The sequence below is a fragment of the Microvirga sp. jy35 genome (assembly GCF_056148915.1).
Map to the genome: position 1 here is coordinate 134,746 of NZ_JBWBEW010000003.1, position 24,319 is coordinate 159,064.

Annotated in this window: 22 protein-coding genes; 12 read left to right on the forward strand and 10 right to left on the reverse strand. The window is 65.5% G+C overall.

Going from position 1 to position 24,319, the window contains the following annotated elements; translation table 11 throughout:
- Window positions 1-127: 127 nt before the first annotated feature.
- Together rpsR and rpsF are read right to left on the reverse strand one after the other, a co-directional pair.
- A complete protein-coding gene (rpsR, locus tag AC0QTX_RS03945) occupies window positions 128-388 on the reverse strand; it encodes a 30S ribosomal protein S18 (RefSeq protein WP_036353512.1) in 261 nt (86 codons plus the stop codon).
- Window positions 389-390: 2 nt separating this feature from the next.
- Complete coding sequence (gene rpsF / locus AC0QTX_RS03950; protein ID WP_474602522.1) at window positions 391-792, reverse strand: 30S ribosomal protein S6; 402 nt, start codon at window positions 790-792, stop codon at window positions 391-393.
- 563 nt (window positions 793-1,355) lie between these two features.
- On the opposite strand from rpsF, the gene AC0QTX_RS03955 reads away from it, so the two are divergent.
- The 5 genes from AC0QTX_RS03955 (at window position 1,356) to era (ending at window position 5,102) form a co-directional block, all read left to right on the forward strand.
- Window positions 1,356-2,114: a pyridoxine 5'-phosphate synthase gene (locus AC0QTX_RS03955; RefSeq protein ID WP_474602523.1), complete on the forward strand. Its 759-nt coding sequence runs from the start codon at window positions 1,356-1,358 to the stop codon at window positions 2,112-2,114.
- The gene (gene acpS, locus AC0QTX_RS03960) at window positions 2,111-2,509 is read left to right on the forward strand and encodes a holo-ACP synthase (RefSeq protein WP_474602524.1); all 399 of its coding nucleotides are present in this window, start codon (window positions 2,111-2,113) and stop codon (window positions 2,507-2,509) included. Before AC0QTX_RS03955 ends, acpS begins: the two co-directional genes overlap by 4 nt.
- Before the next feature lie 198 nt (window positions 2,510-2,707).
- Window positions 2,708-3,484, forward strand: a complete 777-nt coding sequence (gene lepB / locus AC0QTX_RS03965; RefSeq protein ID WP_474602525.1) for a signal peptidase I — start codon at window positions 2,708-2,710, stop codon at window positions 3,482-3,484.
- A 3-nt stretch (window positions 3,485-3,487) separates the two neighbouring features.
- The gene (gene rnc, locus AC0QTX_RS03970) at window positions 3,488-4,198 is read left to right on the forward strand and encodes a ribonuclease III (RefSeq protein WP_474602526.1); all 711 of its coding nucleotides are present in this window, start codon (window positions 3,488-3,490) and stop codon (window positions 4,196-4,198) included.
- Window positions 4,185-5,102: a GTPase Era gene (era, locus tag AC0QTX_RS03975; protein ID WP_474602527.1), complete on the forward strand. Its 918-nt coding sequence runs from the start codon at window positions 4,185-4,187 to the stop codon at window positions 5,100-5,102. The genes rnc and era overlap by 14 nt, the downstream gene beginning before the upstream one ends.
- Here the strand turns inward: era and AC0QTX_RS03980 are convergent.
- Window positions 5,099-6,844 (reverse strand): methyl-accepting chemotaxis protein, encoded by a 1,746-nt coding sequence (locus tag AC0QTX_RS03980; RefSeq protein WP_474602528.1) that lies wholly within the window; start codon window positions 6,842-6,844, stop codon window positions 5,099-5,101. The genes era and AC0QTX_RS03980 overlap by 4 nt on opposite strands.
- 318 nt (window positions 6,845-7,162) lie before the next feature.
- Here AC0QTX_RS03980 and AC0QTX_RS03985 point away from each other — a divergent pair, with 318 nt between their 5' ends.
- A complete protein-coding gene (locus AC0QTX_RS03985; RefSeq protein WP_474602529.1) occupies window positions 7,163-8,938 on the forward strand; it encodes an adenylate/guanylate cyclase domain-containing protein in 1,776 nt (591 codons plus the stop codon).
- Between the two features lie 51 nt (window positions 8,939-8,989).
- Here the strand turns inward: AC0QTX_RS03985 and AC0QTX_RS03990 are convergent, their stop codons facing one another.
- Window positions 8,990-10,990, reverse strand: coding sequence for an OmpA family protein (locus AC0QTX_RS03990; protein WP_474602530.1), 2,001 nt, complete (start codon window positions 10,988-10,990; stop codon window positions 8,990-8,992).
- A 198-nt stretch (window positions 10,991-11,188) separates the two neighbouring features.
- Here AC0QTX_RS03990 and recO point away from each other — a divergent pair, with 198 nt between their 5' ends.
- The 3 genes from recO to AC0QTX_RS04005 all read left to right on the forward strand — a co-directional run bounded on the left by recO (window position 11,189) and on the right by AC0QTX_RS04005 (window position 14,854).
- Window positions 11,189-11,920 (forward strand): DNA repair protein RecO, encoded by a 732-nt coding sequence (recO, locus tag AC0QTX_RS03995; RefSeq protein WP_474602531.1) that lies wholly within the window; start codon window positions 11,189-11,191, stop codon window positions 11,918-11,920.
- A 66-nt stretch (window positions 11,921-11,986) separates the two neighbouring features.
- Window positions 11,987-14,233 (forward strand): DNA topoisomerase IV subunit A, encoded by a 2,247-nt coding sequence (gene parC / locus AC0QTX_RS04000; protein WP_474602532.1) that lies wholly within the window; start codon window positions 11,987-11,989, stop codon window positions 14,231-14,233.
- Window positions 14,234-14,242: 9 nt separating this feature from the next.
- A complete protein-coding gene (locus tag AC0QTX_RS04005) occupies window positions 14,243-14,854 on the forward strand; it encodes a glutathione S-transferase family protein (protein WP_474602533.1) in 612 nt (203 codons plus the stop codon).
- Here AC0QTX_RS04005 and AC0QTX_RS04010 read toward each other — a convergent pair.
- From AC0QTX_RS04010 to hemB, 6 genes are all read right to left on the reverse strand, one after another.
- Window positions 14,836-14,997, reverse strand: coding sequence for a hypothetical protein (locus AC0QTX_RS04010; RefSeq protein WP_474602534.1), 162 nt, complete (start codon window positions 14,995-14,997; stop codon window positions 14,836-14,838). The two genes, AC0QTX_RS04005 and AC0QTX_RS04010, sit on opposite strands and share 19 nt — an antisense overlap.
- Window positions 14,994-15,740, reverse strand: coding sequence for an arginyltransferase (locus tag AC0QTX_RS04015; RefSeq protein ID WP_474602535.1), 747 nt, complete (start codon window positions 15,738-15,740; stop codon window positions 14,994-14,996). Before AC0QTX_RS04015 ends, AC0QTX_RS04010 begins: the two co-directional genes overlap by 4 nt.
- A 363-nt stretch (window positions 15,741-16,103) precedes the next feature.
- The gene (locus AC0QTX_RS04020; RefSeq protein WP_474602536.1) at window positions 16,104-16,583 is read right to left on the reverse strand and encodes an RDD family protein; all 480 of its coding nucleotides are present in this window, start codon (window positions 16,581-16,583) and stop codon (window positions 16,104-16,106) included.
- A 207-nt stretch (window positions 16,584-16,790) separates the two neighbouring features.
- Window positions 16,791-18,032, reverse strand: coding sequence for a threonine ammonia-lyase (locus AC0QTX_RS04025; protein WP_474602537.1), 1,242 nt, complete (start codon window positions 18,030-18,032; stop codon window positions 16,791-16,793).
- Between the two features lie 29 nt (window positions 18,033-18,061).
- The gene (locus AC0QTX_RS04030; protein ID WP_474602538.1) at window positions 18,062-19,411 is read right to left on the reverse strand and encodes a branched-chain amino acid ABC transporter permease; all 1,350 of its coding nucleotides are present in this window, start codon (window positions 19,409-19,411) and stop codon (window positions 18,062-18,064) included.
- 443 nt (window positions 19,412-19,854) lie between these two features.
- Window positions 19,855-20,898 carry a porphobilinogen synthase gene (gene hemB / locus AC0QTX_RS04035; protein WP_474602539.1) on the reverse strand — a complete coding sequence of 348 codons (1,044 nt, stop codon included), beginning with the start codon at window positions 20,896-20,898 and terminating at the stop codon, window positions 19,855-19,857.
- Window positions 20,899-21,257: 359 nt separating this feature from the next.
- On the opposite strand from hemB, the gene AC0QTX_RS04040 reads away from it, so the two are divergent.
- The 3 genes from AC0QTX_RS04040 to AC0QTX_RS04050 all read left to right on the forward strand — a co-directional run bounded on the left by AC0QTX_RS04040 (window position 21,258) and on the right by AC0QTX_RS04050 (window position 24,307).
- Window positions 21,258-22,310, forward strand: a complete 1,053-nt coding sequence (locus AC0QTX_RS04040) for an enoyl-CoA hydratase/isomerase family protein (RefSeq protein ID WP_474602691.1) — start codon at window positions 21,258-21,260, stop codon at window positions 22,308-22,310.
- A complete protein-coding gene (locus AC0QTX_RS04045) occupies window positions 22,310-22,768 on the forward strand; it encodes a DUF6163 family protein (RefSeq protein ID WP_474602540.1) in 459 nt (152 codons plus the stop codon). The genes AC0QTX_RS04040 and AC0QTX_RS04045 overlap by 1 nt, the downstream gene beginning before the upstream one ends.
- A 267-nt stretch (window positions 22,769-23,035) precedes the next feature.
- Window positions 23,036-24,307: a L,D-transpeptidase family protein gene (locus tag AC0QTX_RS04050; protein WP_474602541.1), complete on the forward strand. Its 1,272-nt coding sequence runs from the start codon at window positions 23,036-23,038 to the stop codon at window positions 24,305-24,307.
- Window positions 24,308-24,319 lie beyond the last annotated feature (12 nt).

The window sequence follows — 24,319 nt, forward strand, 5'->3', positions numbered from 1 at the left end:
CGTCTCGCTGTCCCGCTGCTCACCGGCAGGGTTAGAGGCATCCGCCTCAACTGACCCGGCGGGGTTTCACCGCTGGGCGATCTGGTTGGAGAATGGCTGCCCGACGGATCGGGCAGCCGGAGAATTTTTAGCGGATCACGTAGGGCAGCAGGCCTAGGAAGCGGGCGCGCTTGATCGCCTGGGCGAGCTCACGCTGCTTCTTGGCCGACACGGCCGTGATGCGGGACGGAACGATCTTGCCGCGCTCGGAGATGTAGCGGGACAGGAGCTTCGTGTCCTTGTAGTCGATCTTCGGCGCGTTGGGACCCGAGAACGGGCAGGTCTTGCGACGACGGAAGAACGGACGACGGCCGCCGCCAGCGGCGCCACCGGTTGCACCAAATGCCATGATTAAGCCTCCTCGCCTTCGCCGGCGCCGTCAAAGCCGGTGTCGCGCTCGCGGCGCTCACGGTCCTTGCGCTCGTCGCGGTCACGCTTCTGCATCATCACGGACGGCTCGGTCTCGAGCTCTTCCACCTTGATGGTCATGAAGCGAAGGATGTCTTCGTTGATGCGCATCTGTCGCTCCATCTCGGCCACGGCCGGAGCCGGAGCGTTGAGGTTGAACATCGTGAAATGCGCCTTGCGGTTCTTCTTGATGCGGTAGGCGAGGGACTTCACGCCCCACATCTCGGTCTTGTCGACGCTGCCGCCGTTCTGCTCGATGACGCCCTTGTACTGGTCGACCATAGCCTCGACCTGCTGCGGGGTGACATCCTGGCGAGCCATGAAGATATGCTCATAGAGAGGCATAATGGGCCTTTCTCAGGGTTTGAGGACAAGCCTGGCACTGTTTTGACGAGTGTCTCGGCCGTTTCGCGCATCCGATCGGCGCCAAGCCCTTCGAGCCTGCAAGGCCCGAGCGATTGTCGAAGGCGGAGACACGGGACGACGGTTTCGTAAAAACCCTGCATGGCCAAGCCATACCGTCCGTTCAGCCCCCGGCCGGAGCGAACGCGAAGCGGGGGCTATAGTCGATTTGCTTTCTGAATGCAAATGCAAATGGATTGGCACAGTCGTCATCACCGGCCTTGTGCCGGTGATCCCGGTCTGTGAGGCGCAGCGTTCATCACATCGGGATGGCCCGGACTGGTCCTCGGATCAAGTCCGGGGACGGCCATGACGTGAGAGGGTGTCATCCCCGGCGAGCCGCAGGCGAGGGAAGGGGATCCACTTGCACGCTTGGCGCTATGGATTCCCTTTCCCTCCGTTACGCTCCGGCCGGGAATGACACTGCGCCGTGTTTTGCCGTTGATAGCCTCCCCGGCTGACCGGATGACTCTGGTCAAAGGGCGGCCTTAAGCTAAAACACCTTTATGAACGCTCCTCCCCTACGCCTCGGCGTCAACATCGATCACGTCGCCACCGTCCGGAACGCCCGCGGCGGCGCCCATCCCGATCCGATCCGGGCCGCCCATCTGGCGGTTCTCGCCGGCGCAGACGGGATTACGGCCCATCTGCGGGAGGACCGGCGGCATATCCGCGACCAGGACATGGAGCGTCTCAAGCGCCAGCTCTTCGTGCCGCTCAACTTCGAAATGGCGGCGACCTCCGAGATGGTGGGGATTGCCACCCGGCTCCATCCCCACGCGGCCTGCCTCGTGCCGGAAAAGCGCGAGGAACGCACCACCGAAGGGGGGCTCGACATCATCGGCTCCCATGCCCATCTGCGTCCGGTGATCAAGGAACTGAAAGGCGAGGGCATCCGCGTGTCCCTGTTCGTCGAGCCTGATGTGGACGTCATGGATGCCGCCTGTGAACTGCAGGCTCCCGTGGTCGAGCTCCATACCGGCACCTATTGCGAGGCCGTGGTCGAGGGTGACGAGGCGAGGGTCGCGCACGAGCTGGAGCGCCTGCGCCGGGCGGCCGCGCATGGGGCAAGGATCGGCCTTGAGATCCATGCCGGCCATGGGCTCGACCTCAGGTCGGTCCGGTCTGTCGCGGCCATTCCGCAGATCGTGGAGCTCAATATCGGCCATTCCCTCATTGGGGATGCCATCTTCATGGGGCTCGACGAGGCCGTGCGGGCCATGCGCGCCGCCATGGACGAGGGCCGGGCACAGGTGCCGGCATGATCCTTGGCATCGGGTCCGACCTCTGCGACATCCGCCGGATCGAGAAGTCCATCGAGCGCTTCGGCGACCGCTTCACCCACCGCATCTATACGGCGGGCGAGCGGGCGAGAAGCGACCGGCGGGCCGCGCGGGCTCCCTCCTACGCCCGGCGCTTCGCCGCCAAGGAGGCCTGCGCCAAGGCCCTGGGAACAGGCCTGAGCCATGGCGTCTTCTGGCGGGACATGGAGGTGGTGAACCTTCCTGGCGGGCGCCCGACGATGCGCCTGACCGGAGGAGCCCTGCAGCGCCTCCAGGCCATGACGCCCGAGGGGCACAAGGCGGTCGTCCATGTGTCCCTGACGGACGATCCACCCATGGCCCAGGCCTTCGTGATCATCGAGGCGCTGCCGGCCTGAAAGGGGGCTGCGTTGCGGCAGGGCGCGGCTTAGGTTAGAGCATGGCGCGGCAAAGCGGCCTTCCCGGTCGCAAGCAGGTGCCGCAACGACGATATCGAGAGAGGTTTGCACCCGGGGCTGAGTGCAAACCTCTCTCGACTGTCACAGCAGAGGGTGGCGGCAGCCGCTACCCTGTTCAAAGAGCATAGGTCGAGCGACGTGAGCGACAAAACCAGCAAATACGTGGGTAGCACCGTGAAGAACGAAGAAGGCGGCCTCTGGGAAACGATCAAGGTCATCATCCAGGCCCTTTTGATCGCGGTGGTCGTGCGCACCGTGCTCTTCCAGCCCTTCAACATCCCGTCGGGCTCTCTCATCCCGACCCTGCTGATCGGCGACTACCTGTTCGTCTCGAAGTATTCCTACGGCTATTCCAAGCACTCGATCCCCTTCAGCCCGGGCATCTTCTCCGGCCGCATCTTCGGCTCCGAGCCCAAGCGCGGCGAGATCGCGGTGTTCAAGCTGCCGAAGGACAACTCGACGGATTACATCAAGCGCGTGATCGGTCTTCCCGGCGACAAGATCCAGGTGATCAGCGGCGTGCTGCACATCAACGGCCAGCCGGTGCAGCGCGAGCGCGTCGAAGACTACAAGACCACCGACCTTTACGGCCGCACCATCAGCGTTCCCCAGTTCCGGGAGACCCTGCCCGGCGGCGTCACCTATAACGTCATCGAGCGCGACGGCGACCGCGGCTATTGGGACAACACCAATGTCTACACGGTGCAACCCGGCCACTTTCTCATGATGGGCGACAACCGGGACAACTCCACCGATTCCCGCGACGAGGCCAGCGTCGGACAGGTGCCCTTCGAGAATCTGGTGGGTCGCGCAGAGATCATCTTCTTCTCGATCGACGAGACCGCATCCCTCTGGCGGCCCTGGGAATGGCCGCAGAAGATCCGCTGGAACCGTCTCTTCGAGGGGATCCGCTGACCCGTGCCGCGCCGCAAGCCGAACCTCGATGAGCTTCTGAACAAGCTCGGCTACCGCTTTGAGAAACCTGAACTCCTGGACGAAGCGCTGACCCATGTCAGCGCCCCAAAGGCAGCCGGCCAGAGCTATCAGCGGCTTGAATTCCTTGGGGACCGTGTGCTCGGCCTGGCGATCGCCGAGCTGCTCTACCGCACCTTTCCAGGCGCTCCCGAGGGCGAGCTCTCCCGGCGTCTGGCGGAGCTGGTGCGGCGCGAGAGCTGCGCCGAGATCGCCATCGCGTGGGATGTCGGGCCTTATCTCAAGCTCGGCGCCGGCGAGGTGCATTCGGGCGAGCGGCGCAACCAGACCATCCTGGCGGATGTGTGCGAGGCGATCATCGGCGCCGTGTTCATGGATGGCGGCTACGAGGCTGCCCGCGATCTTGTGGCGCGCGCGTTCCAGCCGCTGCTGGAGGCGCCCCGGCGTCCGCTCCGGGATCCCAAGAGTGCCCTTCAGGAATGGGCGCAAGGGCGCGGCCTGCCGCCGCCGACCTATTCAATCGTCGAGCAGACCGGGCCGGACCACGCGCCCAGGTTCCGGGTGATGGTGAAGGTCAAGGGAGCGGAGACCGAGTTCGGTCTCGGAACATCGAGGCGCATCGCGGAACAGGCGGCGGCGCGAAGCCTTCTCTTGAGAGAGGGCGTCTGGACGGAGGAAGAGCATGGAACAGCCTGAGCAAACCAAGACAAAGGCCGGTTTCGTCGCTCTCATCGGCGCCCCGAACGCCGGCAAGTCGACGCTGCTGAATTCGCTCGTCGGCTCCAAGGTCTCTATCGTGTCCCGCAAGGTGCAGACCACGCGGGCGCTGGTGCGCGGCATCGCCATCGAGGGCGAGGCGCAGATCGTGTTCGTGGACACTCCCGGCATCTTCAAGCCGAAGCGCCGCCTCGACCGGGCCATGGTCACCTCGGCCTGGGGCGGTGCGGGCGACGCGGACGTGATCGCGCTCCTGCTCGACGTGCGCAAGGGAATCGACGAGGAGGCCGAGGCCATCCTCGCCAAGCTTTCCGACCTGAAACGCCAGAAGGTCCTGATCCTCAACAAGATCGATCTGATCGAGCGCTCCAGGCTCCTGGAAATGGCGTCCAAGCTGAACGAGCAGGTGCCCTTTATGCACACCTTCATGATCTCGGCGCTCAAGGGCGACGGCATCGAGACCATGAAGCGCCAGCTCGCGCAGATGATGCCGGAAGGTCCCTGGCTCTATCCGGAGGACCAGATTTCCGACGCGCCCCTGCGCATGCTGGCGGCCGAGATCACCCGCGAGAAGATCTACGAGCGCCTGCACGAGGAGCTACCCTACGAGTCGACGGTCGAAACGGATCAGTGGCAGGTACGTCCCGACGGTTCGGTACGGATCGAGCAGACCGTGTTCGTGGAGCGCGACAGCCAGCGCAAGATCGTGCTCGGCAAGGGCGGCCAGACCATCAAGGCCATCGGCCAGGCGGCCCGCAGGGAGATCGCCGAGATCGCCGAGACTCCCGTTCACCTCTTCCTCTTCGTGAAGGTGCGCGAGAACTGGAGCGACGATCCCGAGCGCTACCGCGAGATGGGCCTGGAGTTCCCGCGAGGGGGCTAAGCCCTGTACGCGGTTCTCAGCCCGCCCCAGTGACGGCCGAGAACGCGGATGGGGGCGTCGACCTCCTGCATCATCACGATCTTGCCGCCGCCCATGTCGCGGGCATAGGCCTGAACGATGAACGGACGGGTCGAGCGGGCGGCCGTGATTCCGGCGCGGTCGTCGAAGATCCGCTTGTTGCGAGCGTTCGCCGCATTCCACACGGGATCGCCAACCCGCTGCGACTGCGAGTAGATCCTGTTGTGAACCGGGATATAGCCGTTACGGTCGATGGCCAGACAGAAAGCCATCGTGGAATCCGCGGTCAGGACCTTCTCGAGGATCGGGGGCAGGAGCTTTTCGAAGACCGGGAGGTAGGCCGTGCCGTACTGGACCGGATCCGTGCCGGGAAGCAGGCGGTAATCCGTGTCGAAGACGTCGTCCCGCGAGACCCTGTGGTCGGCGACGGCCTGTTCGATCAGCATCTCCACCTGACGGGCGGTCTCCTGAGCGAGCAGGATGCGGGGACGGTAGCTTGCCTCCACCTGCGCGACGAAACCGTCGATGCGGACACGCGCCTCATCGTTGAGCCTGTCGAAGCTGCAATGCATCCCCATGGAGCTGAGCGCGACGATCTTGGCGCTGACGCGTCCCAGGTGCTGGATATCGATCTCCACCGGCTGACCGGGCCTTGCATCGACATCCGGAGCCGCCGCCATGAGAAGGCCACCGGAGCCGACGTCGATCAGCCGTGAGGAAACGCTGCGCTGGGAGATCCAGAGCGTCGCCGAGCGTTCGACGGGAAACCGGTCCGACCGGCGCCTGTCGCCGATTTCGCTCTGGCGGATGACGGTGACGAAACGCTGCCCGAGGGCCTTCGCCAGCCCGTCCGCTTTCCGGGTCGCCTGATCGGCCTCGTTTGCCCTGTTGCTTGCGTTCAGAGAGATGAAATCCACGTCCCCCGCACGGTCGCTCACCTTGGCGACGCTGGAGGAGGTCACGCCGGCCAAGCGGGATGCCTCGCCGATAGCGGCGTTCTGCTCCCCGACGGCGTTGCGCACCGTGTCGAAGACGGGGCGAACGCCCTGGACTGTCTCCACCACCTCCGTGACGGCGCCCGTCGAAGCCTGGGCCGTTTCGCGCAGGCGGTCGATGCGCTGGCGGATGTCGTCGGCGGCCTTGCCGGTCTGGGTGGACAGCACCTTCACTTCGCTCGCCACCACGGCAAAGCCCTTGCCGGCCTCACCGGCCCGCGCAGCCTCGATGGTGGCGTTCAGCGCCAGCAGGTTCGTCTGGCGGGCCACGGCCGAGATCGTATCCACGATGCCGACGATTTCCGCCGTGGCGGCCGATAGTTGCATGATCAGGCCGCTGGCCTTCTGGGCGGCCTCGATCGCGTTGTCGATCCGCGTGCTGGCATGCTCCATGGAGCGGCCGATCTCGGCCGATGTAACGGAGAGCTCTTCGGTCGATGACGCCAGCGAGAGGCTTTCCGCCGACGCCGTTTTCCCCGAGGAGGCAAGCTCACCGGCATGGTTGCGGATCTCGGCCAGATCCTTCTCCACCGCTGCCACGTCGGACGCCGCGACCGCGATCGCCCGTGTGACGCCCGCAATGGCCTTCAGAACGTCGGCCTCGAGCGAGTCCACCACCTCGGTGTCGAGGCGGCTCTCGCGCAAGACCTGGGGCGTTTCCTCCGATGCAGGCTGAACCGTCTCGTCCAGAGCATCTGCTTGTGGAGCGCGCCGCAGAATACCAAACATCGCCGGGCTTCCATTCTTATCGTGCTTAACCCAGCGTCACTCGGAAACGTTAATGAAGGGACAATGCAGAACGATATTCCTTCGCTGATGGCCGCGCCCCGTACCCGGTCATTCGAGCCTTGACCGCCGCTTTGATCAGGAATCGACGGATGAGAGCGAAAAATCCTTGAATTTGCAGGGTTTCAAGCACTTTCGCGACGAAACCAGATGAGCCGTGGGGCTTTATCATAGAAGGTGAGGGAAAGCCGGTTCGATCCCGGACTCAGCCTTCCTGACGTTGCGTTCCAGCTGTTTCAGCGTCGACGTCCTGGAGAGGCCATGAGCAGCCCTTCTGATCACACGGCGCAAAGACGTCTCGCTGCTGTCCTTGCCGCTGACGTGGTGGGCTATTCCGATCTCATGTCCAAAGACGAGGAGGGGACGCTCAGCCGCCTCAGGGATCTTCGACGGCAGGTCATCGAGCCCCGGATTCGCTCTCATCATGGGCGGCTGGTGAAAACCATAGGGGATGGATTCCTGATCGAGTTTGCAAGTCCCGTCGATGCGGTGCGCTGCGCGGTCGAACTTCAGGAGGCCGTCGCCAAGCCTTCAGGGAAGGCAGATGCCGGTCCCCTTCAGCTTCGCGTCGGCATCAACCTCGGCGACATCATGGTGGAGGAGGATGGCGACATCTTCGGCGACGGAGTGAACATTGCGTCCCGGCTGCAGAAACTCGCGCTGCCCGGAGGCATCTGTCTCTCGGGAAAAGTCTACGACGAGGTGAAGGGCAAGCTTTCCTACGCATTCGAGGATCGGGGGGAACACCAGTTCAAGAACATCGGTCGGGCGATCAGGGTCTTCTGCCTGCTCGAAGGGATGGATACGGCACAGCGGTCGGGCGGGCGGAGGTCCTCGGGCTCCCATAGCGAGGGGCCCTCCATCGCGGTCTTGCCCTTCGTCAACATCAGCAAGGATCCCGAACAGGAATACTTCGCCGACGGCATCGTCGAGGACATCATCGCTGCCCTGTCGCGCTTCAAGTCGTTCTTCGTCATCGCCCGGAACTCGACCTTCGCCTACAAAGGCCGTGCCGTCAGCGTCCAGCAGATCGGTCGGGAGCTTGGCGTGCGCTACGTGCTGGAGGGCAGCGTCAGGCGCTCCGGCTCGCGAATTCGGATTACGGCGCAGCTTGTCGATGCGAGCACCGGGATGCATCTCTGGGCCGAGCATTACGACGGTGTCGCGGAGGACGTGTTCGATCTCCAGGATCAGATCACGGCCAGTGTCGTGGGATCGATCCAGCCATCGATCAGGTCGGCCGAGATCGAGCGGGCCAGGCGCAAGCGACCGGAAAACCTCGATGCCTATGACCTCGTGATGCGAGCGCTACCTTATGTCTGGGCTTTGGAGTACGAAGCCAACAAGGAGGCGGCCCGGCTCCTGGACAAGGCGCTTCTCCTCGATCCGGGTTATCCTCTCGCCATAGCCCTAGCTGCCTGGTGCCGCGGCCAGCGGATCGTCTACAACTGGTCGAAGAACCTTCAGGAGGACAAGCGCGAGACCCTGCGGCAGGCCCAGCTGGCGGCAGGCCTAGCCCACGAGGATCCATTCATCCTCACGGTGCTCGGCGCGGCCCTGACGATCACGCAGGAGTTTCAGCGCGCGGCATCGATGCTGGAGCGGGCGCTGTCGCTGGACCCCAACTCGGCCTGGGCCTGGAACCGCAGCGGCTGGCTGCACAACTACCACGACGATCCGGAGGTCGCGATCCAGCATTTCGAACGGTCCCTGCGTCTGAGCCCGTTCGATCCGATGGCATTCAACTGTGAAATGGGCATAGGCTGTGCGCACTTCATCGCAAAGCGCTACGATCTTGCCGCGCAATGGCAGGAAAAGGCGCTCATGAGCAAGCCGAACACCGCCTGGATCCATCGCACGCTCGCGCCGGCCTATGCCTTGGCGGGTGAACTCGACAAGGCGCGGGAAAGCGTCGGTGAACTGGTGAAGGGGTATCCCGGGATCCGGCTTCTCGACATTCTCCAGGCGATGGCCTTCAGCAAGGAAGCCATGAGCCGGTTCGCCGAGGGGCTGCGGCAGGCGGGCCTGCCGGAATAGAAGGTTCACGAACGGAAACCGGGAGGATGGGCATCCTCCCGGTATTTGGCGTTACTGCTGCTGGTTCTGGCCCTGCAGAAGCGGGGTGATCCGGCGCAGGGTCACGCGGCGGTTCTCCCGTTCGGGAGCCTGCGTGGCCACTTTCAGATACTGTTCGCCGTAGCCCTGTGTCGTCAGGTTCTCTGCCGCAATCTGGAAGCGCTCCGTCAGGATCGTCGCGATGGTCTCGGCACGGCGGTCGGAGAGGGTCAGATTGTCCTCGTCCGCGCCGACCGCATCCGTGTGACCCTCCACCAGGAAGATCTCGTTCGGGTTGCGGGAGATCGCCTCGCGCAGGCCCTCTGCGATCGCGCTGAGGGCATCGATCTGGTCAGGGGGCAGCTCCCAGGAGCCGAACTCGAAGGTGATCGCGTTGAGATCCACCCGGCGCATGCGCTCGCGCAGGGGCTGGCTGCGGCGAACCTCGTCGAGGGTATAGGCCCGCTCGACGCGCTCCACCGGCGGAGCCGTGAAGGCCTCGACGATATCGGCCCGCGATGCCCGCTCGGTCTCGACGATGTATTCCTCGCGCGGGATGGTCACCCTTGCAGGCGGCAGGCGGATGACCTCCTCCTCCATATAGCCGTACCCCGGACGCCGCTCGACGCCGCTGCGCCGGTTCTCGATCAGGACGACCTCGCGTCCCGCAGGCTCGCGCCTCACGCGGCGGATCAGGTTCCCATCCTCGTCGCGCACGGTCAGGATCTCGGAGCCGTCGGGACGGCGCACGATGGTGACCTCCTCGTTCCCGCCGCGCCGCTCCACGCGGACATCGGCATCCCGATAGGCCCGGCGGAAGCGCTGCGTCTCATCGTGGCGGATGATGACCTCATCGCCTTGGCGGATGATCGTGCGGTTGCCCGGCTCCTCAATGATGACTCGGCCACCTTCGCGGCGCTCCCGGCGCTCGCGCCGCAGGTCCTCGATGCGAACGCGGGATGCATCCAGCGGTTGGCCCGCGGCAGGAGCTGCCTGCTGAGGCACAGTCTGGGCCGGTGCAGCAGGAGCCGTTGGCTGGGCTCGCGTCGCAGGCGCAGGGGCCGCGGGAGCTGTGGGCGCAGCGGTCGCCGGAGCGGCGGGAGCAGGTGTCGGAGCTGCCGGTGCAGCCGTTGGTGCTGTGGTCGGAGCAGCGGGTGCTGCAGGGGCGGCTGTCGGGGCCGCAGGCGCCGGAGCCGTCGGGGCCGTGGTCGTGGTGGGCGTGTCCTGCTGACCCGGACGCTGACCGCGCTGGCGGTCCGGTCGCTCGGTGTCACCCTGCCGGGTGGGCCGCTCCGCGTCGCCCGGGCGGGGAGCGCCGGCGGCGGGCCGCTGCTGGGCCGGAGCCGGAGGCGTCGCCGGCTGAGCCGCCGGTGCGGGCGTGGTCGACGGGGTTTCGGCCGCAGGCGCTTGCGGCCGGGGACGCTCGCGCTCGGCCGCAGGACGGTCGCGGTTACGATCACGCTCCCGTTCACGTTCCTGGGCTGCCGGGCGTGCAGGCGTGGCAGGGGTCGCGGGAGTTTCCGCGGCAGGCCGCGTGCGCTCGGCCGGAGCCTGCTGCGCCGGACGTACAGGTTCTGCAGGGGCCTGCTGCGCCGGGCGCGCGGGAGTGGCCGGTGTGGTGCCGGAGGGCGGCGTGGGCCGCTCGGCCGGTTGAGCCGCCCCACGACGCGGAGGCGGAGCATCCTCGGTTTCGGTTGCGCGGGAGCCGCGTGGCGCATCGGGACCGCCACGTTCCGCCGGGCCTGCGCCGCGCGGCGGACGCTGACCACGTTCTTCGGAGGCGCCAGCGGGGCCGCCGGCATCCTGTCCGCCCTGCCTGCGTTCCTGGCCCTGGCGGCCGCCACGGGGCGAGTCGCCTTCCTGCTGTCCCTGCCGCCTTGGACGTGCGCCGGGCGGGAGTTCCTCCTCGGCGCTCGGTCCGGCCTGGGCTACGACAAGGGGCGTCGCGGCTTCCGGCTGGATGGCCGACACGTTCGCCGGCAGCAGCATCAGGGGAAGGGCGGTGCTTGCAAGAAACAGGCTGGAAAGTTTCATGGCTCTCAATTCATCACTAGACACACTAAGGTGTTCGACAATGTGAAGGGGGCAGTTTGGTTCCCCCCGGCGGGCATTCCGGCTTCTGCAACAGAATTTTAGAAGATCGCCGATATCCTTGAAAAACATGGCTGAATGACTGCTGAATGCTTACATCAGGCACTCGGGCGAACCTCTATTCAAAGGCCGTTGGGACTGATGCATTGGACTGACGAAGGCGTCGTTCTCGGCGCCCGCAAGCACGGGGAGTCGAGCATCATTCTCGAGCTGATGACGCGCGAGCACGGCCGGCATCTCGGCCTCGTCCATGGCGGGCGTTCCAAGACCCTCCAGGCCGTGCTGCAGCCCGGGAACACCGTGCAGGCGACCTGGCGTGCGCGGCTCGACGAGCATCTGGGCACCTATCAAGTAGAAGGCCTGAACCTGCGAGCCGCCCGGCTGATGGGATCGTCCATGGCTCTCTATGGCCTGTCGACGCTAGCCCATCTCATGCGCTATTTCCCCGAGCGCGACCCGCATTTCGCTCTCTTCGAGACCCTCACCGTCCTGGTCGATCACTTGGACGACTCCGATCTCGCGCCGGCGCTGTTCGTGCGCTTCGAACTCGCCATGCTCACCGAGCTCGGCTTCGGCCTCGATCTGACCAGCTGCGCCGCCACCGGGACGGACCGGGACCTGACCTATGTGTCGCCCCGGAGCGGCCGGGCAGTCTCGGCGGCGGCCGGGGAGCCTTACAAGGACCGGCTGCTCAAGCTGCCGGGCTTCCTGATCGGCCAGACCAGAGAGAACCGGCCGCGCGAGGAGGACATCAGGGCCGGATTTGCGCTCACCGACTTCTTCCTGCATCAGAACGTCTTCGGCCCCCAGGGGCAGCGGGCGCCGGAGGAGCGGGCGCGTTTCGTCGCACTGGCCACGGCTGGGGACGAATGAGGTTTGTTTCTGTTATGTTCTCTTTTCAGATGATAAGAAGCGATTCGCTATTAAGGAATTCGGGTCATGGGTAAGCCGGTCAATCCGCCGTCAGGGGGCGAGATCGAGAACATCAATCTCAAGGACGCCCTGGAGGAGCGCTATCTCGCCTACGCGCTCTCGACCATCATGCACCGGGCGCTGCCGGACGCGCGCGACGGTCTGAAGCCCGTCCACCGACGCATCCTGCATGCCATGCGGCTCCTGCGGCTCGATCCGAAGTCGGCGCCGAAGAAATGCGCCCGCATCGTCGGCGACGTGATGGGTCAGTTCCACCCGCACGGCGACCAGTCCATCTATGAGGCGCTGGTGCGCATGGCGCAGGACTTCGCCCAGCGCTATCCGCTGGCGGACGGGCAGGGCAATTTCGGCAACATCGACGGCGATGGCGCGGCCGCCATGCGCTACACCGAAGCGCGCATGACGGAAGTGGCGCGCCTGTTGCTGGAGGGCATCGACGAGGACTCGGTCGACTTCCGCGAGACCTACGATCAGGCCAACGAGGAGCCGATCGTGCTGCCGGCCGCCTTCCCGAACCTGCTGGCCAACGGCTCGCAGGGCATCGCGGTCGGCATGGCGACCTCGATCCCGCCGCACAACGCCGCCGAACTCTGCGACGCGGCCCTGCACCTGATCGCGAAGCCGGGCGCCACCTCCGAACAGCTGATGCAGTATGTGCCGGGGCCGGACCTGCCCACAGGCGGCATTATCGTCGACACGCCGTCCGCCATGGCCGAGACCTACCGCACCGGCCGCGGCTCGTTCCGCGTGCGCGCACGATGGGCGAAGGAGGATCTGGGGCGCGGCAACTGGCAGATCGTCGTCACCGAGATTCCTTATGCGGTGCCCAAGTCCCGCCTGATCGAGAAGATCGCCGAGCTGCTGCAGGAAAAGAAGCTGCCGCTTCTGGCCGACGTGCGCGATGAATCGGCGGAAGACATTCGCGTGGTGCTCGAGCCCCGCGCCAAGACCGTCGACCCGATCATCCTGATGGAATCGCTGTTCAAGCTCACGGAGCTCGAGAGCCGCGTTCCGATGAACGTGAACGTGCTCGCCGGCGGCAAGGTGCCGAAGGTTCTAAGCCTTGCCGAGTGCCTGCGCGAATGGCTCGACCATCGCCGCGAGGTGCTGATCCGCCGCTCGGGCTTCCGCCTGGCTGCCATCGACCGGCGCTTGGAGATCCTCGGCGGCCTGCTCATCGTCTATCTCGACCTCGAACGGGTGATCAAAATCATCCGAGAGGAGGACGAGCCGAAGCAGGAGCTGATGCGCGTCTTCAAGCTCACCGAGGTCCAGGCCAACGCCATCCTCGACACGCGCCTGCGCTCCTTGCGCAAGCTGGAGGAGATGGAGCTCAAGCGCGAGCAGAAGAACCTGCAGGACGAGAAGGCGAAGATCGAGGAGCTGCTGGGCTCCGAGAAGGTGCAGTGGAAGACGATCTCCGCCGAGATCAAGGAGGTCCGCAAGACCTTCGGACCCGACACACCGTTGGGCAAGCGCCGCACCACCTTCGCCGAGGCACCGGACACCTCCGACATCGATTTCGCCGAGGCCATGATCGAGCGCGAACCGGTCACGGTCATCGTGTCCGAGAAGGGCTGGATCCGCGCCATGAAGGGCCACCAGGCCGATCTGTCCGCCGTGCAGTTCAAGGGTGACGATGCGCTGAAGACGGCCTTCTTCGCCGAGACTACGTCCAAGATCGTCGTGGTGGCGGACAATGGCCGCTTCTTTACCCTGGAGGCCTCCAAGCTTCCCGGCGGCCGGGGCTTCGGCGATCCGATCCGCCTCATGGTCGACCTGGAGGAGGGCGCCGACTTCATCGCGGCCTTCCCCTACAAGGCCGGCTCGAAGCTACTGGTCGTCGGCACGGACGGCCGCGGCTTCGTGGTGCCGACGGAGGAGATCACGGCGAACACCCGCAAGGGCAAGCAGATCCTCAACCTGGACGCGCCCGCCAAGATGGTGGTCTGCACCGAGGCCGAGGGCGACCACGTGGCGATCATCGGCGAGAACCGTAAGCTCCTGATCTTCCCCATGAAGCAGGTGCCGGAGATGACCCGCGGCAAGGGCGTGCGCCTCCAGCGCTACAAGGACGGCGGCGTCTCCGACGCCAAGGTCTTCAAGCTGAAAGAGGGCCTCACCTGGAAGGACACCTCCGGCCGCACCTGGACGGTTGCCAAGGAGGACCTGCGCGACTGGATGGGCGATCGCACCGAGGCCGGCCGCCTGCCGCCGAAGGGCTTCCCGAAGTCAAACAGGTTCGGGGAATAGGCGGCCGCTATGTCGAGGCTCGTGTTCTACGGCAACAGGGAATCGGGGCATTCATACAAGGTGAAGCTGGCGCTCACCCTGCTGGGCCTCGAACACGAGTATCGACCTGTGGACCTCAGCCTCGAGCGCTGCGACAGGCCTCCCGATTTTCGGGAGGTCAGCCGCTTCGGCGAGGTTCCGGTGCTGGTCGCGGATGGCGAACCGCTCGTCCAGTCGAACGGCATTCTCATGCACCTGGTCCGAACGACAGGGCGGCTGCGGGGCGAGTGCGATCCGGATCGGACGGTCGAATGGCTCTTCTGGGAGGCGAACCGGATCGGCTTCTCGATCTCCAACCTGAGGTTCGCAAGGCACTTCAGGACCGGCACGGCTCCAGATGTCATCGCATGGCTGGAGAACCGCGCCCGGGCCGATCTCGACCGACTGAATAAGGAGTTCAGGAAGAGCGACGGATTTCTCCTCGGCTCATCGATCTCCATTGCGGATATCGCATGCTGCGGCTATCTGTTCTGGCCGGAGCAGACAGGGCTCGATTATAAGAGCTGGCCGCATGTGAGCGCCTGGCTTGACCGCATCCGTGCCGTACCAGGATGGGCGCATCCCTATTCGCTCCTGTCCTGATCGTCCTCGATCTGGATTTCGCCGAACGATCCTGCATCGCTGTCATAATCAAGCGTCAGAACCCCGACGCCGTCATTCCCGCGAAGGCGGGCATCTATAAACATTGTGAGTGCAAAATCGAGTGCTGCAGCGTTCAGGTTCACTCCACCCGCGCCCAGCCCTGCGCCAGCAGCCGCTCCTGCGGCTTGAAGCGGGCCTTGTAGCCCATCTTCTTCGAGCCTTCGACCCAGTAGCCGAGATAGAGGTAGGGCAGGCCCATCGCCTTGGCGCGGCGGATGTGGTCGAGGATCATGAAGGTGCCGAGGCTGCGGTCGTGCTGGTCCGGCTCGTAAAACGAGTAGACCATGGAGAGGCCGTCGCTCATCTCGTCGGTGAGGCAGACGGCGATCAGATCGCCCGAGCCCTTGCCGGTGATGCCGCTGTCGATGCCGCGCCGGCGGTACTCGATGAGCTTCGTGTCCACATGGCTGTCCTCGATCATCATGGAATAGTCGAGCACCGTCATGTCGGCCATGCCGCCATCGGCATGGCGTGTGTCCACGTAGCGGCGGAACAGGGAATATTGCTCGGAGGTCGGGCGGTTGGGCAGCGGTGAGCCGATGAGATCCGCATTATCCTTCAGGACGCGCTTGAGATTTCCCGACGGCTCGAATTCATCCACCAGAACCCGCACCGACACGCAGGCCCGACAGGTGTCGCAGGCGGGCCGGTAGGCGATGGTCTGCGACCGGCGGAAGCCCCCTTGCGTGAGGATCTCGTTCAGCTCCCTCCCGCGCCGTCCCACGATATGCGTGAAGACTTTCCGCTCCTCCTTGCCCGGCAGGTAGGGGCATGCGGACGGGGAGGTGAGATAGAACTGCGGGGCGTCGCGGGGCTGGCTCGTCAATCGGGAAAGCCTTGTGGAGAAACCTTGAGCGCTTCGTCAACGCTTGAAGGATAACATTGGTGTCCCGCACGTCCAGGAAAAGAGGGCGTATGTCACAGGGGTGTGTTTTCAGAACGTTCCGGCCCTGTTGTCATCCCCGGCGCACGAAGCGCGGGAAGGGGATCCATGGCGCTGAGCCTCTGAGTGGATTTTCCTCCCCTCCGCTGCGCTCCGGCCGGGAATGACACTCTGCTGATGGTAACCCCTCACCGTCATGGCCGGGCTTGTCCCGGCCATCCCGATCAGAATTGCGCTAGGGCTCACATGATCGAGATCACCGGCACAAGGCCGGTGATGACGGGGGCGGGTTTCAACTCCGACGGCTCAAGCCCGCACCACCATCATTCCCGTGAGCAGGTCGCGCAGAAAGCGCCGGTCGTCGCGCACGAAACCGACGAACACGTCGCAGGCCCAGAGCAGGAAGGTCGAGATCGCTACGTAGAAGAACAGGGCATGCACGGCAGCCGAGAGCGGGGAGGCGCCGCGTCCGGTGCGCGGATCGATCACGCGCAGGCCCATGTAGCGCATGCCGACCGTAGCCTGGGAGGCGCCGCCGATGGTCACCGCGTTGTAGACGATGAAGATCAGCGCCGTGAGCGGAAGCGCGAAGAACAGCCCCCAGCCGAGGCCCAGGGTGATGATGCCGAGGAAGAAGATCCCGATGGAAATCAGCACGACCCAGAGGGCGATCACGACAAGGTCGATCAGATAGGCCCAGAAGCGCCGGCTGATGACGCCCTCCGTCACCCGGTCGACCTCGTAGGACGGGTAGTTCAGGGTCGGCGGGTAGGGGCGGTTGACCATTATAGTCTCCTTGAAGTTCAACTCATCATTCGTCGTGTGTCTCAGGCCCTTCTCCCTCCCCCTTGTGGGGAGGGGCAGGGGTGGGGGTGCCGGTGCTGGACTAGACCAGCGTGGCGCTCACACCCCCACCTCCAACTCCTCCCCACAAGGGGGAGGAGGGCTCGCTTGTGCCCGATCAACTCCCCACTACCTTCCTGATCCTGACTATCAGAAGGCAGTCGCGGGCAGGCTGCGGGACACGATACGCTGTGGAGCGAGTCCCTCGGCGGCCAGAGCCTCGAACACCTCCAATGTATGTTGTCTGTCGCGCGTTTCGATAGTGATGTCGATGGAAACGCCCTTGGCCGGCACGTCCAGGAACAGGCGGCCGTGCGACACCTCAAGGATATTGGCCCCAAGCTGGCCAAGAAGGCTCGCCACGCGCCCGAGCAGGCCCGGCCTGTCGTTGGAGGTGATGCGGAAGGAGGTGATGCGGTCGTCCCTCTCCAGCTCCCGCACCATCACGGACGCCAGGATCCGGGCGTCGATGTTGCCACCGCAGAGCACGAGGCCCACGCGCTTGCCCTCGAAGCGTTCGGGCTGAGCCATCATGGCGGCGAGACCCGCGGCACCCGCGCCCTCCGCCATGGTCCGCTGCAGGGTGGCATAGGCGTTGACCGCGCGCTCTATCACGGGTTCCTCCACGGCGATGATGTCGGACACGAGATCGCGCACGATGGGCAGCGGCAGCTGCCCGACGGTCTTCACCGCGATGCCCTCGGCCAGCGTCGCGCCGCCGATGGGCTGGTTCTGGCCCAGGATAGCATTGCGGAAGGAAGGGTAGAGGGCGGCCTCCACGCCGATGATCTCGATCGCTGGCTTGAGCGCCTTCGCGGCGACCGCGATTCCGGAGATCAGGCCCCCGCCGCCGATCGGCACGACGATCTGGTCGAGATCCGGCGCGTCGGCCAGCATCTCCAGGCCGATTGTGCCCTGGCCGGCCATCACCTTCGGGTCGTCATAGGGGTGGACAAAGACGAGGCCCTCAGCTTCCGCGATCTCGCGGGCGCGGGCTGCCGCCTCATAGAGCGTCTCGCCGAAGAGGATGACCTTGGCCCCGTAGGAGCGGGTGTTCTCTGCCTTCACCAGAGGCGTGCCCTCCGGCATCACGATGGTCGCCGGGATTCCAAGGCGCCGCGCATGGTAGGCCACAGCCTGGGCATGGTTGCCGGCCGACATGGCGATGACCCCGCGGGCGCGCTCGTCGGATTTCAGGCCTTCCAGCTTCGTTACCGCCCCGCGCTCCTTGAAGGAGCCGGTCGGCTGCATGTTCTCGTGCTTGACGCAGACCGTAGCGCCGGTGAGCTGCGACAGGCGGGGCGCCGGAACGAGGGGCGTTCTCAGAACCTGCCCCTGAATGGTCTGCGCGGCCCGTTCGATATCCTCGATGGTGATGGCGTGATCGGCCACATTCTCCTCCGGAGAGCTATTATACGCCCTTAAACGGGTCTTGGGGTTGGATCTTGGAAACCCAGCAGGCCGCCGGGCCGGAATATGAGGAACACGACCAGCGCCGCATACAGCGCCATGTCGCGCACCTCGATAGGCAGATACGCCGACCACAGGGTCTCGAACAAGCCCACGGCGAAACCTCCTAACATCGCACCGGGGATGGAGCCAATCCCGCCGATGATGGCGGCGATCAGCGCCTTGAGCCCGTACTGGAAGCCGCCGGCGAAGCCGAGGCCGCCGTATTGCGCCACGATCAGCATGCCGGAGAGCCCTGCCATGGCTCCGGCCAAGGCCAGAGTCTGGACGAGAAGGCGAGGGCCGTTCACGCCCATGAGCGCCGCCGCCTTCGCGTCGTCCGCATAGGCCCGCCAGGCCCGTCCGAATCCGGTCGCCTGGACGAGCCAGAGGAGGCCCAAGGCCACGATGAGCCCGATGCTGCTGGTGATGGCGGTGATCGGTGTCAGGCTCACGAGAAAATCCTGTGCACGGGCGAGAGGCCAGGCCTCGGACCAGATCGGCGGCAGCCAGACGGTTACGGGACTCTGCACGAGCCGCAGGTACTCCATGAGGAACAGGGAGAGGCCGACCGTGGCGATCAGGCTGGGCTGCGGACTCTCGGCAGTGATGCGGCCGATGGTAAAGTACCCTCCCACCGCGCTGTGGATAGCCCCGGCGAAGAGCGCGGCGGCAAGACCCGCTGCAAGCCCGAGCACGGGCGCGCTGGTGCCCGAGGCCAGCACGATCGACGCGCCGGCAATGGTGGCGGCCGATCCGATGGCCGCGAGTTCTCCGAACGCGAGATTGATGCGGCCGCTCAGACCGAACACCAGGGCGAAGGAGACGGAGAGCAGGGCGTAGATGGCGGTTCGCGGCAGGCTCACGAGGATCTGCTGCAGCCAATAGGCGGCCGCCATGGGGATCTCGGCCACATCCGCATCCGGCCGGCCGCCGGGATCTCCGGCCGCGCCCTCCGGTGTGTCGAGATAATACCGTTTGAGCATGTAGAGGCTGGCGCCGGAGAGCGGACCCTCCTCGGTGCCGAGGCCCGTGAGCTCCGCCTTGTTGGGCGAGAGTCCCTCGGCGGCGAACTGGCAGATGGCGAACCGCTCCAGCACCGGGCGGTCGGGATATTGCGCGACGTAGTCGATCCGCAGGCTTCGCGCGACCGGCCCCGCGCGCACCCGTTCGACGGTGATCACCGCACCGGGATTCAGAGCCGGCAGGGTCGAGCGGCAGACCCGCGTCTGCTCCGCATCGATGGCGATTCCACAGGCGGCGAGGAGGCTGAGGACCAGCAGGAGAAAGGCGTACAGAGCGATCCTCAGAGGCTGGCTCATCGAATATATGCGCCGCTTTTCCCCTCCCCCTTGCGGGGAGGGGCAGGGGTGGGGGTGGTGCGACCGGGTGAAACCTTCCCGTCATGGCCGGGCTTGTCCCGGCCATCACAATCGGAAGCGAGCAGCGCTTTTCGGATCGGGATCACCGGCACAAGGCCGGTGATGACGAGGTGTGAAAGGCCTCGCCGATCTCCATCGAGCGTATCACTCCGACTGTCCGACTCCCACCCGGCCGCTACGCGGCTGCCCCTCCCCGTCACAAGTCGGGTGTTCCCGAATTGTGCAAGAGCAAGCCCATCTCGGGCAGGCCCGAGCTGGGTGGGGAGGGAAACACCCATAGCCCACTTCATGGGCGAAGTTTTCGGGCTGCGTGAAATGCCCATGAACCAGCCTCTGAAAAGCGGTGAGCCTGACACGGGGCGAAGTCTATGCAGGGTTGTTCGTCAGCCCTGGCTCTTCAGCTTCTCTGCGACCCGGGGAGCAAAGTAGGTGAGGATGCCGTCCGCGCCTGCACGCTTGAAGGCCAGAAGGCTTTCCATCATCGCCCGCTCCCCGTCGATCCAGCCATTGTGGGCCGCGGCCTGGATCATGGCATACTCGCCGGAGACCTGGTAGGCGAAGGTCGGCACGGCGAAGGTGTCCTTCGCCCGGCGCACGATGTCGAGATAGGGCAGGCCGGGCTTCACCATGATCATGTCCGCGCCTTCCTCGAGGTCGAGGGCGATCTCGCGCAGAGCCTCGTCGGAATTGGCCGGATCCATCTGGTAGGTGCGCTTGTCGCCCACGAGGCAGGCGCTGGTGCCAATGGCGTCCCGGAACGGACCGTAGAAGGCCGAGGCGTATTTCGCCGCATAGGCCATGATCTGCACGTCCTGGAAGCCTGCCCCATCGAGGCCTTCGCGGATCGCCGCGACGCGGCCGTCCATCATGTCGGAGGGTGCGATGATGTCGGCGCCGGCCTCGGCCTGGAGCAGGGCCTGGCGCACCAGCAGGGCAACCGTCTCGTCGTTGAGGATCTGCTCGCCTTCCAGCACCCCGTCATGGCCGTGGCTTGTATAGGGATCGAGGGCCACGTCGCAGATGATGCCGATATTCGGCACAGCCTTCTTGATCTCGCGCACCGCCCGGCAGACCAGATTGCGGCTGTTCAGCGACTCGGATCCGGTCGGATCGCGCAAGCTCGGGTCGGTATAGGGAAAGAGCGCGATGGCCGGGATGTTGAGCGATGCGGCCCGCTCGGCCTCGCGCACGGCCTCGCCGATGGTGAGCCGCTCGACGCCCGGCATCGAGCCGACCGGGGTGCGGCCGCTCGCGCCCTCGACGATGAAGACCGGCCAGATCAGGTCGTTGGCCGTCAGCACGTTCTCGCGCACCAGCCGCCGCGCCCACTCGGCCTTGCGGTTGCGCCGCGGGCGGTGAGACAGGGTCAGAGAGGGCGAAAGGGCTTCCTCCGAGGAGGGGCGGGGGAACGGCGACAGCTTCGACATGATCCTCATCCCAGTGCCGGCTTCGCTGCGCCGGCGGCTTTCGAGAGGGGTAGCACATTTAAATCGCTCTAAAAAAGGGTTCGAGGTCGCAGTTCGGCAGGATCCGTGGGAGATTGGGCACGATCCAGCTCTGCAATCAGGGCCGCGCTGCTCTGTCATGCCCTCCACGTGATGGCCGGGCCTGTCCCGGCCATCCCGATCGGAAAGGCGCTACGCTTCTGCATCGGGATCACCGGCACAAGGCCGGTGATGACGAGGTGGGTGTCACGTTCCGCTGCGCTTCGGCCGGGAATGACATGAGCGCATTGACGGCCGGCCCCGGCCTTGTTTTAAGCCTCATCGAGATGAAGGAGTGGTCCATGGACGAGAGCGTCGAAGTCGTCTGCGAGAAGCAGGGGGAGGCCGGGCTCATCACCCTCAACCGTCCCAAGGCGCTCAATGCCCTCAACCTCACCATGGTCCGCGAGATGCGCCGGGCACTCGACGCCTGGGAGCAGGATCCGGCCGTCACCCGAATCGTCGTGCAGGGAGCCGGCGAGAAGGCCTTCTGCGCCGGCGGCGACATTCGGCAGCTCACCGAGGACCTGAAGGCCGGCAGGCGTGAGGAGGCGCTCGCCTTCTGGCGCGAGGAATACCAACTCAACATCCGCATCAAGCGCTACCCCAAGCCCTACGTCGCTCTCATCGACGGGATCGTCATGGGCGGCGGAGTCGGGGTGTCCCTGCACGGCTCCCACCGGGTGGCGGGCGAGCGCTACCTCTTCGCCATGCCGGAGGTCGGGATCGGCTTCTTCCCCGACGTGGGCGGCACCTACGCCCTGCCGCGCCTGCCAGGCCAGACCGGCATGTACCTCGCGCTCACCGGTGAGCGGGTGAAGCGGGCCGATGCCGTCATGCTGGGGCTGGCGACGCACTCGGTGGCGAGCGCGAGCATTCCCACCTTACGGGACGCGCTCATCGCCGGCGAACCGGTGGACGGGGCCCTGGACCGGGCCGCGGCCGACCCGGGCCCGGCGCCGGTCGAGGCTCATCGGGCCGTGATCGATTCCTGCTTCTCGGGCGAGACCGTCGCCTCGATCCTGGAGCGCCTCGACGAGGCTGCCGTGAACGGCTCTGACTTCGCCGGCAAGACCGCCGCCGGCATGCGCACCAAATCGCCGACCAGCATGAACCTCGCCTTCGAGCAGGTGCGCCGGGGCGCATCCCTCGATTTCGAGGAGGCCATGAAGGTGGAGTTCCGCATCGTCTCCCGCATCGGCGACGGCCACGACTTCTACGAAGGGGTCCGGGCGGTCATCATCGACAAGGACAACCAGCCCCGCTGGCTGCCCGCCTCCCTCGATCAGGTGGACAGGGTCGCCATCGAGCGTCACTTCGCGAGCCTTGGGCCGCATGAGCTGGAGGTCGCCTGATGCCCCGCGGCGGCAGCCAGTCGTCCGGCCACGCGGCCCGGGAATATCTCTCCGACAGGATCGAGGAGCGGCCGGCCCCCCAGGGCTTCATGCGCTGGAGCTTCGTGCTCACCTGCTTCATGCGCATCCTGGCGATTCTCTGGATCATGAAGGGCCTGAGCGCCTGGGCCGTCATTCTCGGAATATGGACCCCTGTCGGCCAGTTCGAGGCCCGCTCCACGGGCTATCAGGCAACGATCATCTACTTCGCCCTGATCGACCTGATCGCCGCCGTGGGCCTGTGGATGGCGAGCACCTGGGGGGGAATCATGTGGCTTCTCGCCCTCATGAGCCACCTGATCCTGGCGGCCTTCTTTCCGGGCATCGTCTCCAGCGGGGTGACGACCGTGGCCTTCTTCCTCACGCTCATGGCCGTCTATCTGGCCATATCCTGGCTCGCAGCCCGGGAAGAGCACTGATCCGGCCGAGGCCGGCCCAACGGCCAGGCTCCTCACGCAGAAGTGTATCCGCAGGACAACAGTTCAAGGTTACATCGTCCTCAGGAGCGGTTCGGAGGGGCGAGGGGCGGTCGGCTGTCCCCTTTGCCATAAAACGGCCCCGATGTTCCTCGTTTTCGATACCGTTCTTTAATCCAATCCCGGCACTTATCGCTGGGAGAGGGGGGAGCCGGGCGTCTGTCCGCCACTCCCGCCATGACCACTTCTAACCGGGAAGAGCCTGCGCTCATGTTGTCTCGCCGTACCCTACTGACTGGATCGCTCGCCCTGATCTTCACGCCGGCCACCGGAGCCCTGGCGCAGCAGTTTGCCCAGAACCAGGCCGAGTGGTCGCAGAATTACGAGGCGGTCTCCCGCACCCGCGTTCAGCGGACTTCGACCCCGATGCTCTCGGCAGAGTCGCTCGCCGCCACCGAGCAGATGATCGACTACTACCGCAATATCGCCGCCCGCGGCGGCTGGCAGCCCGTGCAGGGCGTCCAGGGCCTGCGGGTCGGCTCCAAGAGCCCGGCCGTGATGGCCCTGCGCCAGCGCCTCATCGTCACGGGCGACCTGGATCAGGCCGCCGGCGAATCACCCATCTTCGATTCCTACGTCGAAGCAGCCGTTCGCCGCTTCCAGGCCCGCCACGGCATCAGCTCCACGGGCACCGTGACGCCCCCGACAGTCGCCGCCATGAACGTGCCGGTCGAGGTGCGCATCCGCCAGCTCGAGATCAACGTGGCCCGCCTTCGCAGCCTTGTCGGCTCCGGGCTGCCCGGCCGTTATGCGGTTGCCAACATCCCGGCCGCTCTCGTCGAGGCGGTGGAGGGCGGCGTCGTCCACTCACGGCACGCGGCCGGTGTCGGCAAGATCGACCGCCAGTCGCCCCTGCTGAACTCGAAGGTGGTCGAGGTCAACTTCAACCCGTTCTGGACGGCTCCTGCCTCGGTGGTGAAGAAGGACCTCATCCCCAAGATGCAGAAGGAGCCGAACTACCTCTCCGAGAACAAGATCCGCATCTTCAATGCGGCCGGCCAGGAGATTCCCTCGAGCCAGATCAACTGGTTCTCGGACGAGGCGACCCGCTACCGCTTCCGTCAGGATCCGGGCGGGGACCTGAACTCCATGGGGTTCGTGCGCATCAACATCCCGAACCAGCACGGCGTCTACATGCACGATACGCCCTCAAAGGGCATCTTCGGCGACGACTTCCGCTTCGTCTCCTCCGGCTGCATCCGCATCCAGAACGTGCGCGACTACATCGAGTGGCTCCTGAAGGACACCCCCGGCTGGACCCGCGAGCAGATCGACGCAACCTTCAAGTCCGGGGAGCGCATCGACGCCCGTCTGGCTCAAGCCGTTCCGATCCACTGGATCTACGTGACCGCCTGGGCGACACCGGACGGCCTCGTGCAGTTCCGCGACGACATCTACAACAAGGACGGCCTCGGCAACGCCATCCCGGTCGCAAGCCGGGTGCCGACCGAGCCGGACCAAGAGATGTTCCTGCAGAACTGATCCTGTAGAGCC

Excerpts from the sequence above, each read along its gene's own strand:
- rpsR (WP_036353512.1), bottom strand. The coding sequence starts at position 388 with ATGGCATTTGGTGCAACCGGTGGCGCCGCTGGCGGCGGCCGTCGTCCG.
- rpsF (WP_474602522.1), bottom strand. The coding sequence starts at position 792 with ATGCCTCTCTATGAGCATATCTTCATGGCTCGCCAGGATGTCACCCCG.
- AC0QTX_RS03955 (WP_474602523.1), top strand. The coding sequence starts at position 1,356 with ATGAACGCTCCTCCCCTACGCCTCGGCGTCAACATCGATCACGTCGCC.
- acpS (WP_474602524.1), top strand. The coding sequence starts at position 2,111 with ATGATCCTTGGCATCGGGTCCGACCTCTGCGACATCCGCCGGATCGAG.
- era (WP_474602527.1), top strand. The coding sequence starts at position 4,185 with ATGGAACAGCCTGAGCAAACCAAGACAAAGGCCGGTTTCGTCGCTCTC.
- AC0QTX_RS03980 (WP_474602528.1), bottom strand. The coding sequence starts at position 6,844 with ATGTTTGGTATTCTGCGGCGCGCTCCACAAGCAGATGCTCTGGACGAG.
- AC0QTX_RS03985 (WP_474602529.1), top strand. The coding sequence starts at position 7,163 with ATGAGCAGCCCTTCTGATCACACGGCGCAAAGACGTCTCGCTGCTGTC.
- AC0QTX_RS03990 (WP_474602530.1), bottom strand. The coding sequence starts at position 10,990 with ATGAAACTTTCCAGCCTGTTTCTTGCAAGCACCGCCCTTCCCCTGATG.
- recO (WP_474602531.1), top strand. The coding sequence starts at position 11,189 with ATGCATTGGACTGACGAAGGCGTCGTTCTCGGCGCCCGCAAGCACGGG.
- parC (WP_474602532.1), top strand. The coding sequence starts at position 11,987 with ATGGGTAAGCCGGTCAATCCGCCGTCAGGGGGCGAGATCGAGAACATC.
- AC0QTX_RS04005 (WP_474602533.1), top strand. The coding sequence starts at position 14,243 with ATGTCGAGGCTCGTGTTCTACGGCAACAGGGAATCGGGGCATTCATAC.
- AC0QTX_RS04020 (WP_474602536.1), bottom strand. The coding sequence starts at position 16,583 with ATGGTCAACCGCCCCTACCCGCCGACCCTGAACTACCCGTCCTACGAG.
- AC0QTX_RS04030 (WP_474602538.1), bottom strand. The coding sequence starts at position 19,411 with ATGAGCCAGCCTCTGAGGATCGCTCTGTACGCCTTTCTCCTGCTGGTC.
- hemB (WP_474602539.1), bottom strand. The coding sequence starts at position 20,898 with ATGTCGAAGCTGTCGCCGTTCCCCCGCCCCTCCTCGGAGGAAGCCCTT.
- AC0QTX_RS04040 (WP_474602691.1), top strand. The coding sequence starts at position 21,258 with ATGGACGAGAGCGTCGAAGTCGTCTGCGAGAAGCAGGGGGAGGCCGGG.
- AC0QTX_RS04045 (WP_474602540.1), top strand. The coding sequence starts at position 22,310 with ATGCCCCGCGGCGGCAGCCAGTCGTCCGGCCACGCGGCCCGGGAATAT.
- AC0QTX_RS04050 (WP_474602541.1), top strand. The coding sequence starts at position 23,036 with ATGTTGTCTCGCCGTACCCTACTGACTGGATCGCTCGCCCTGATCTTC.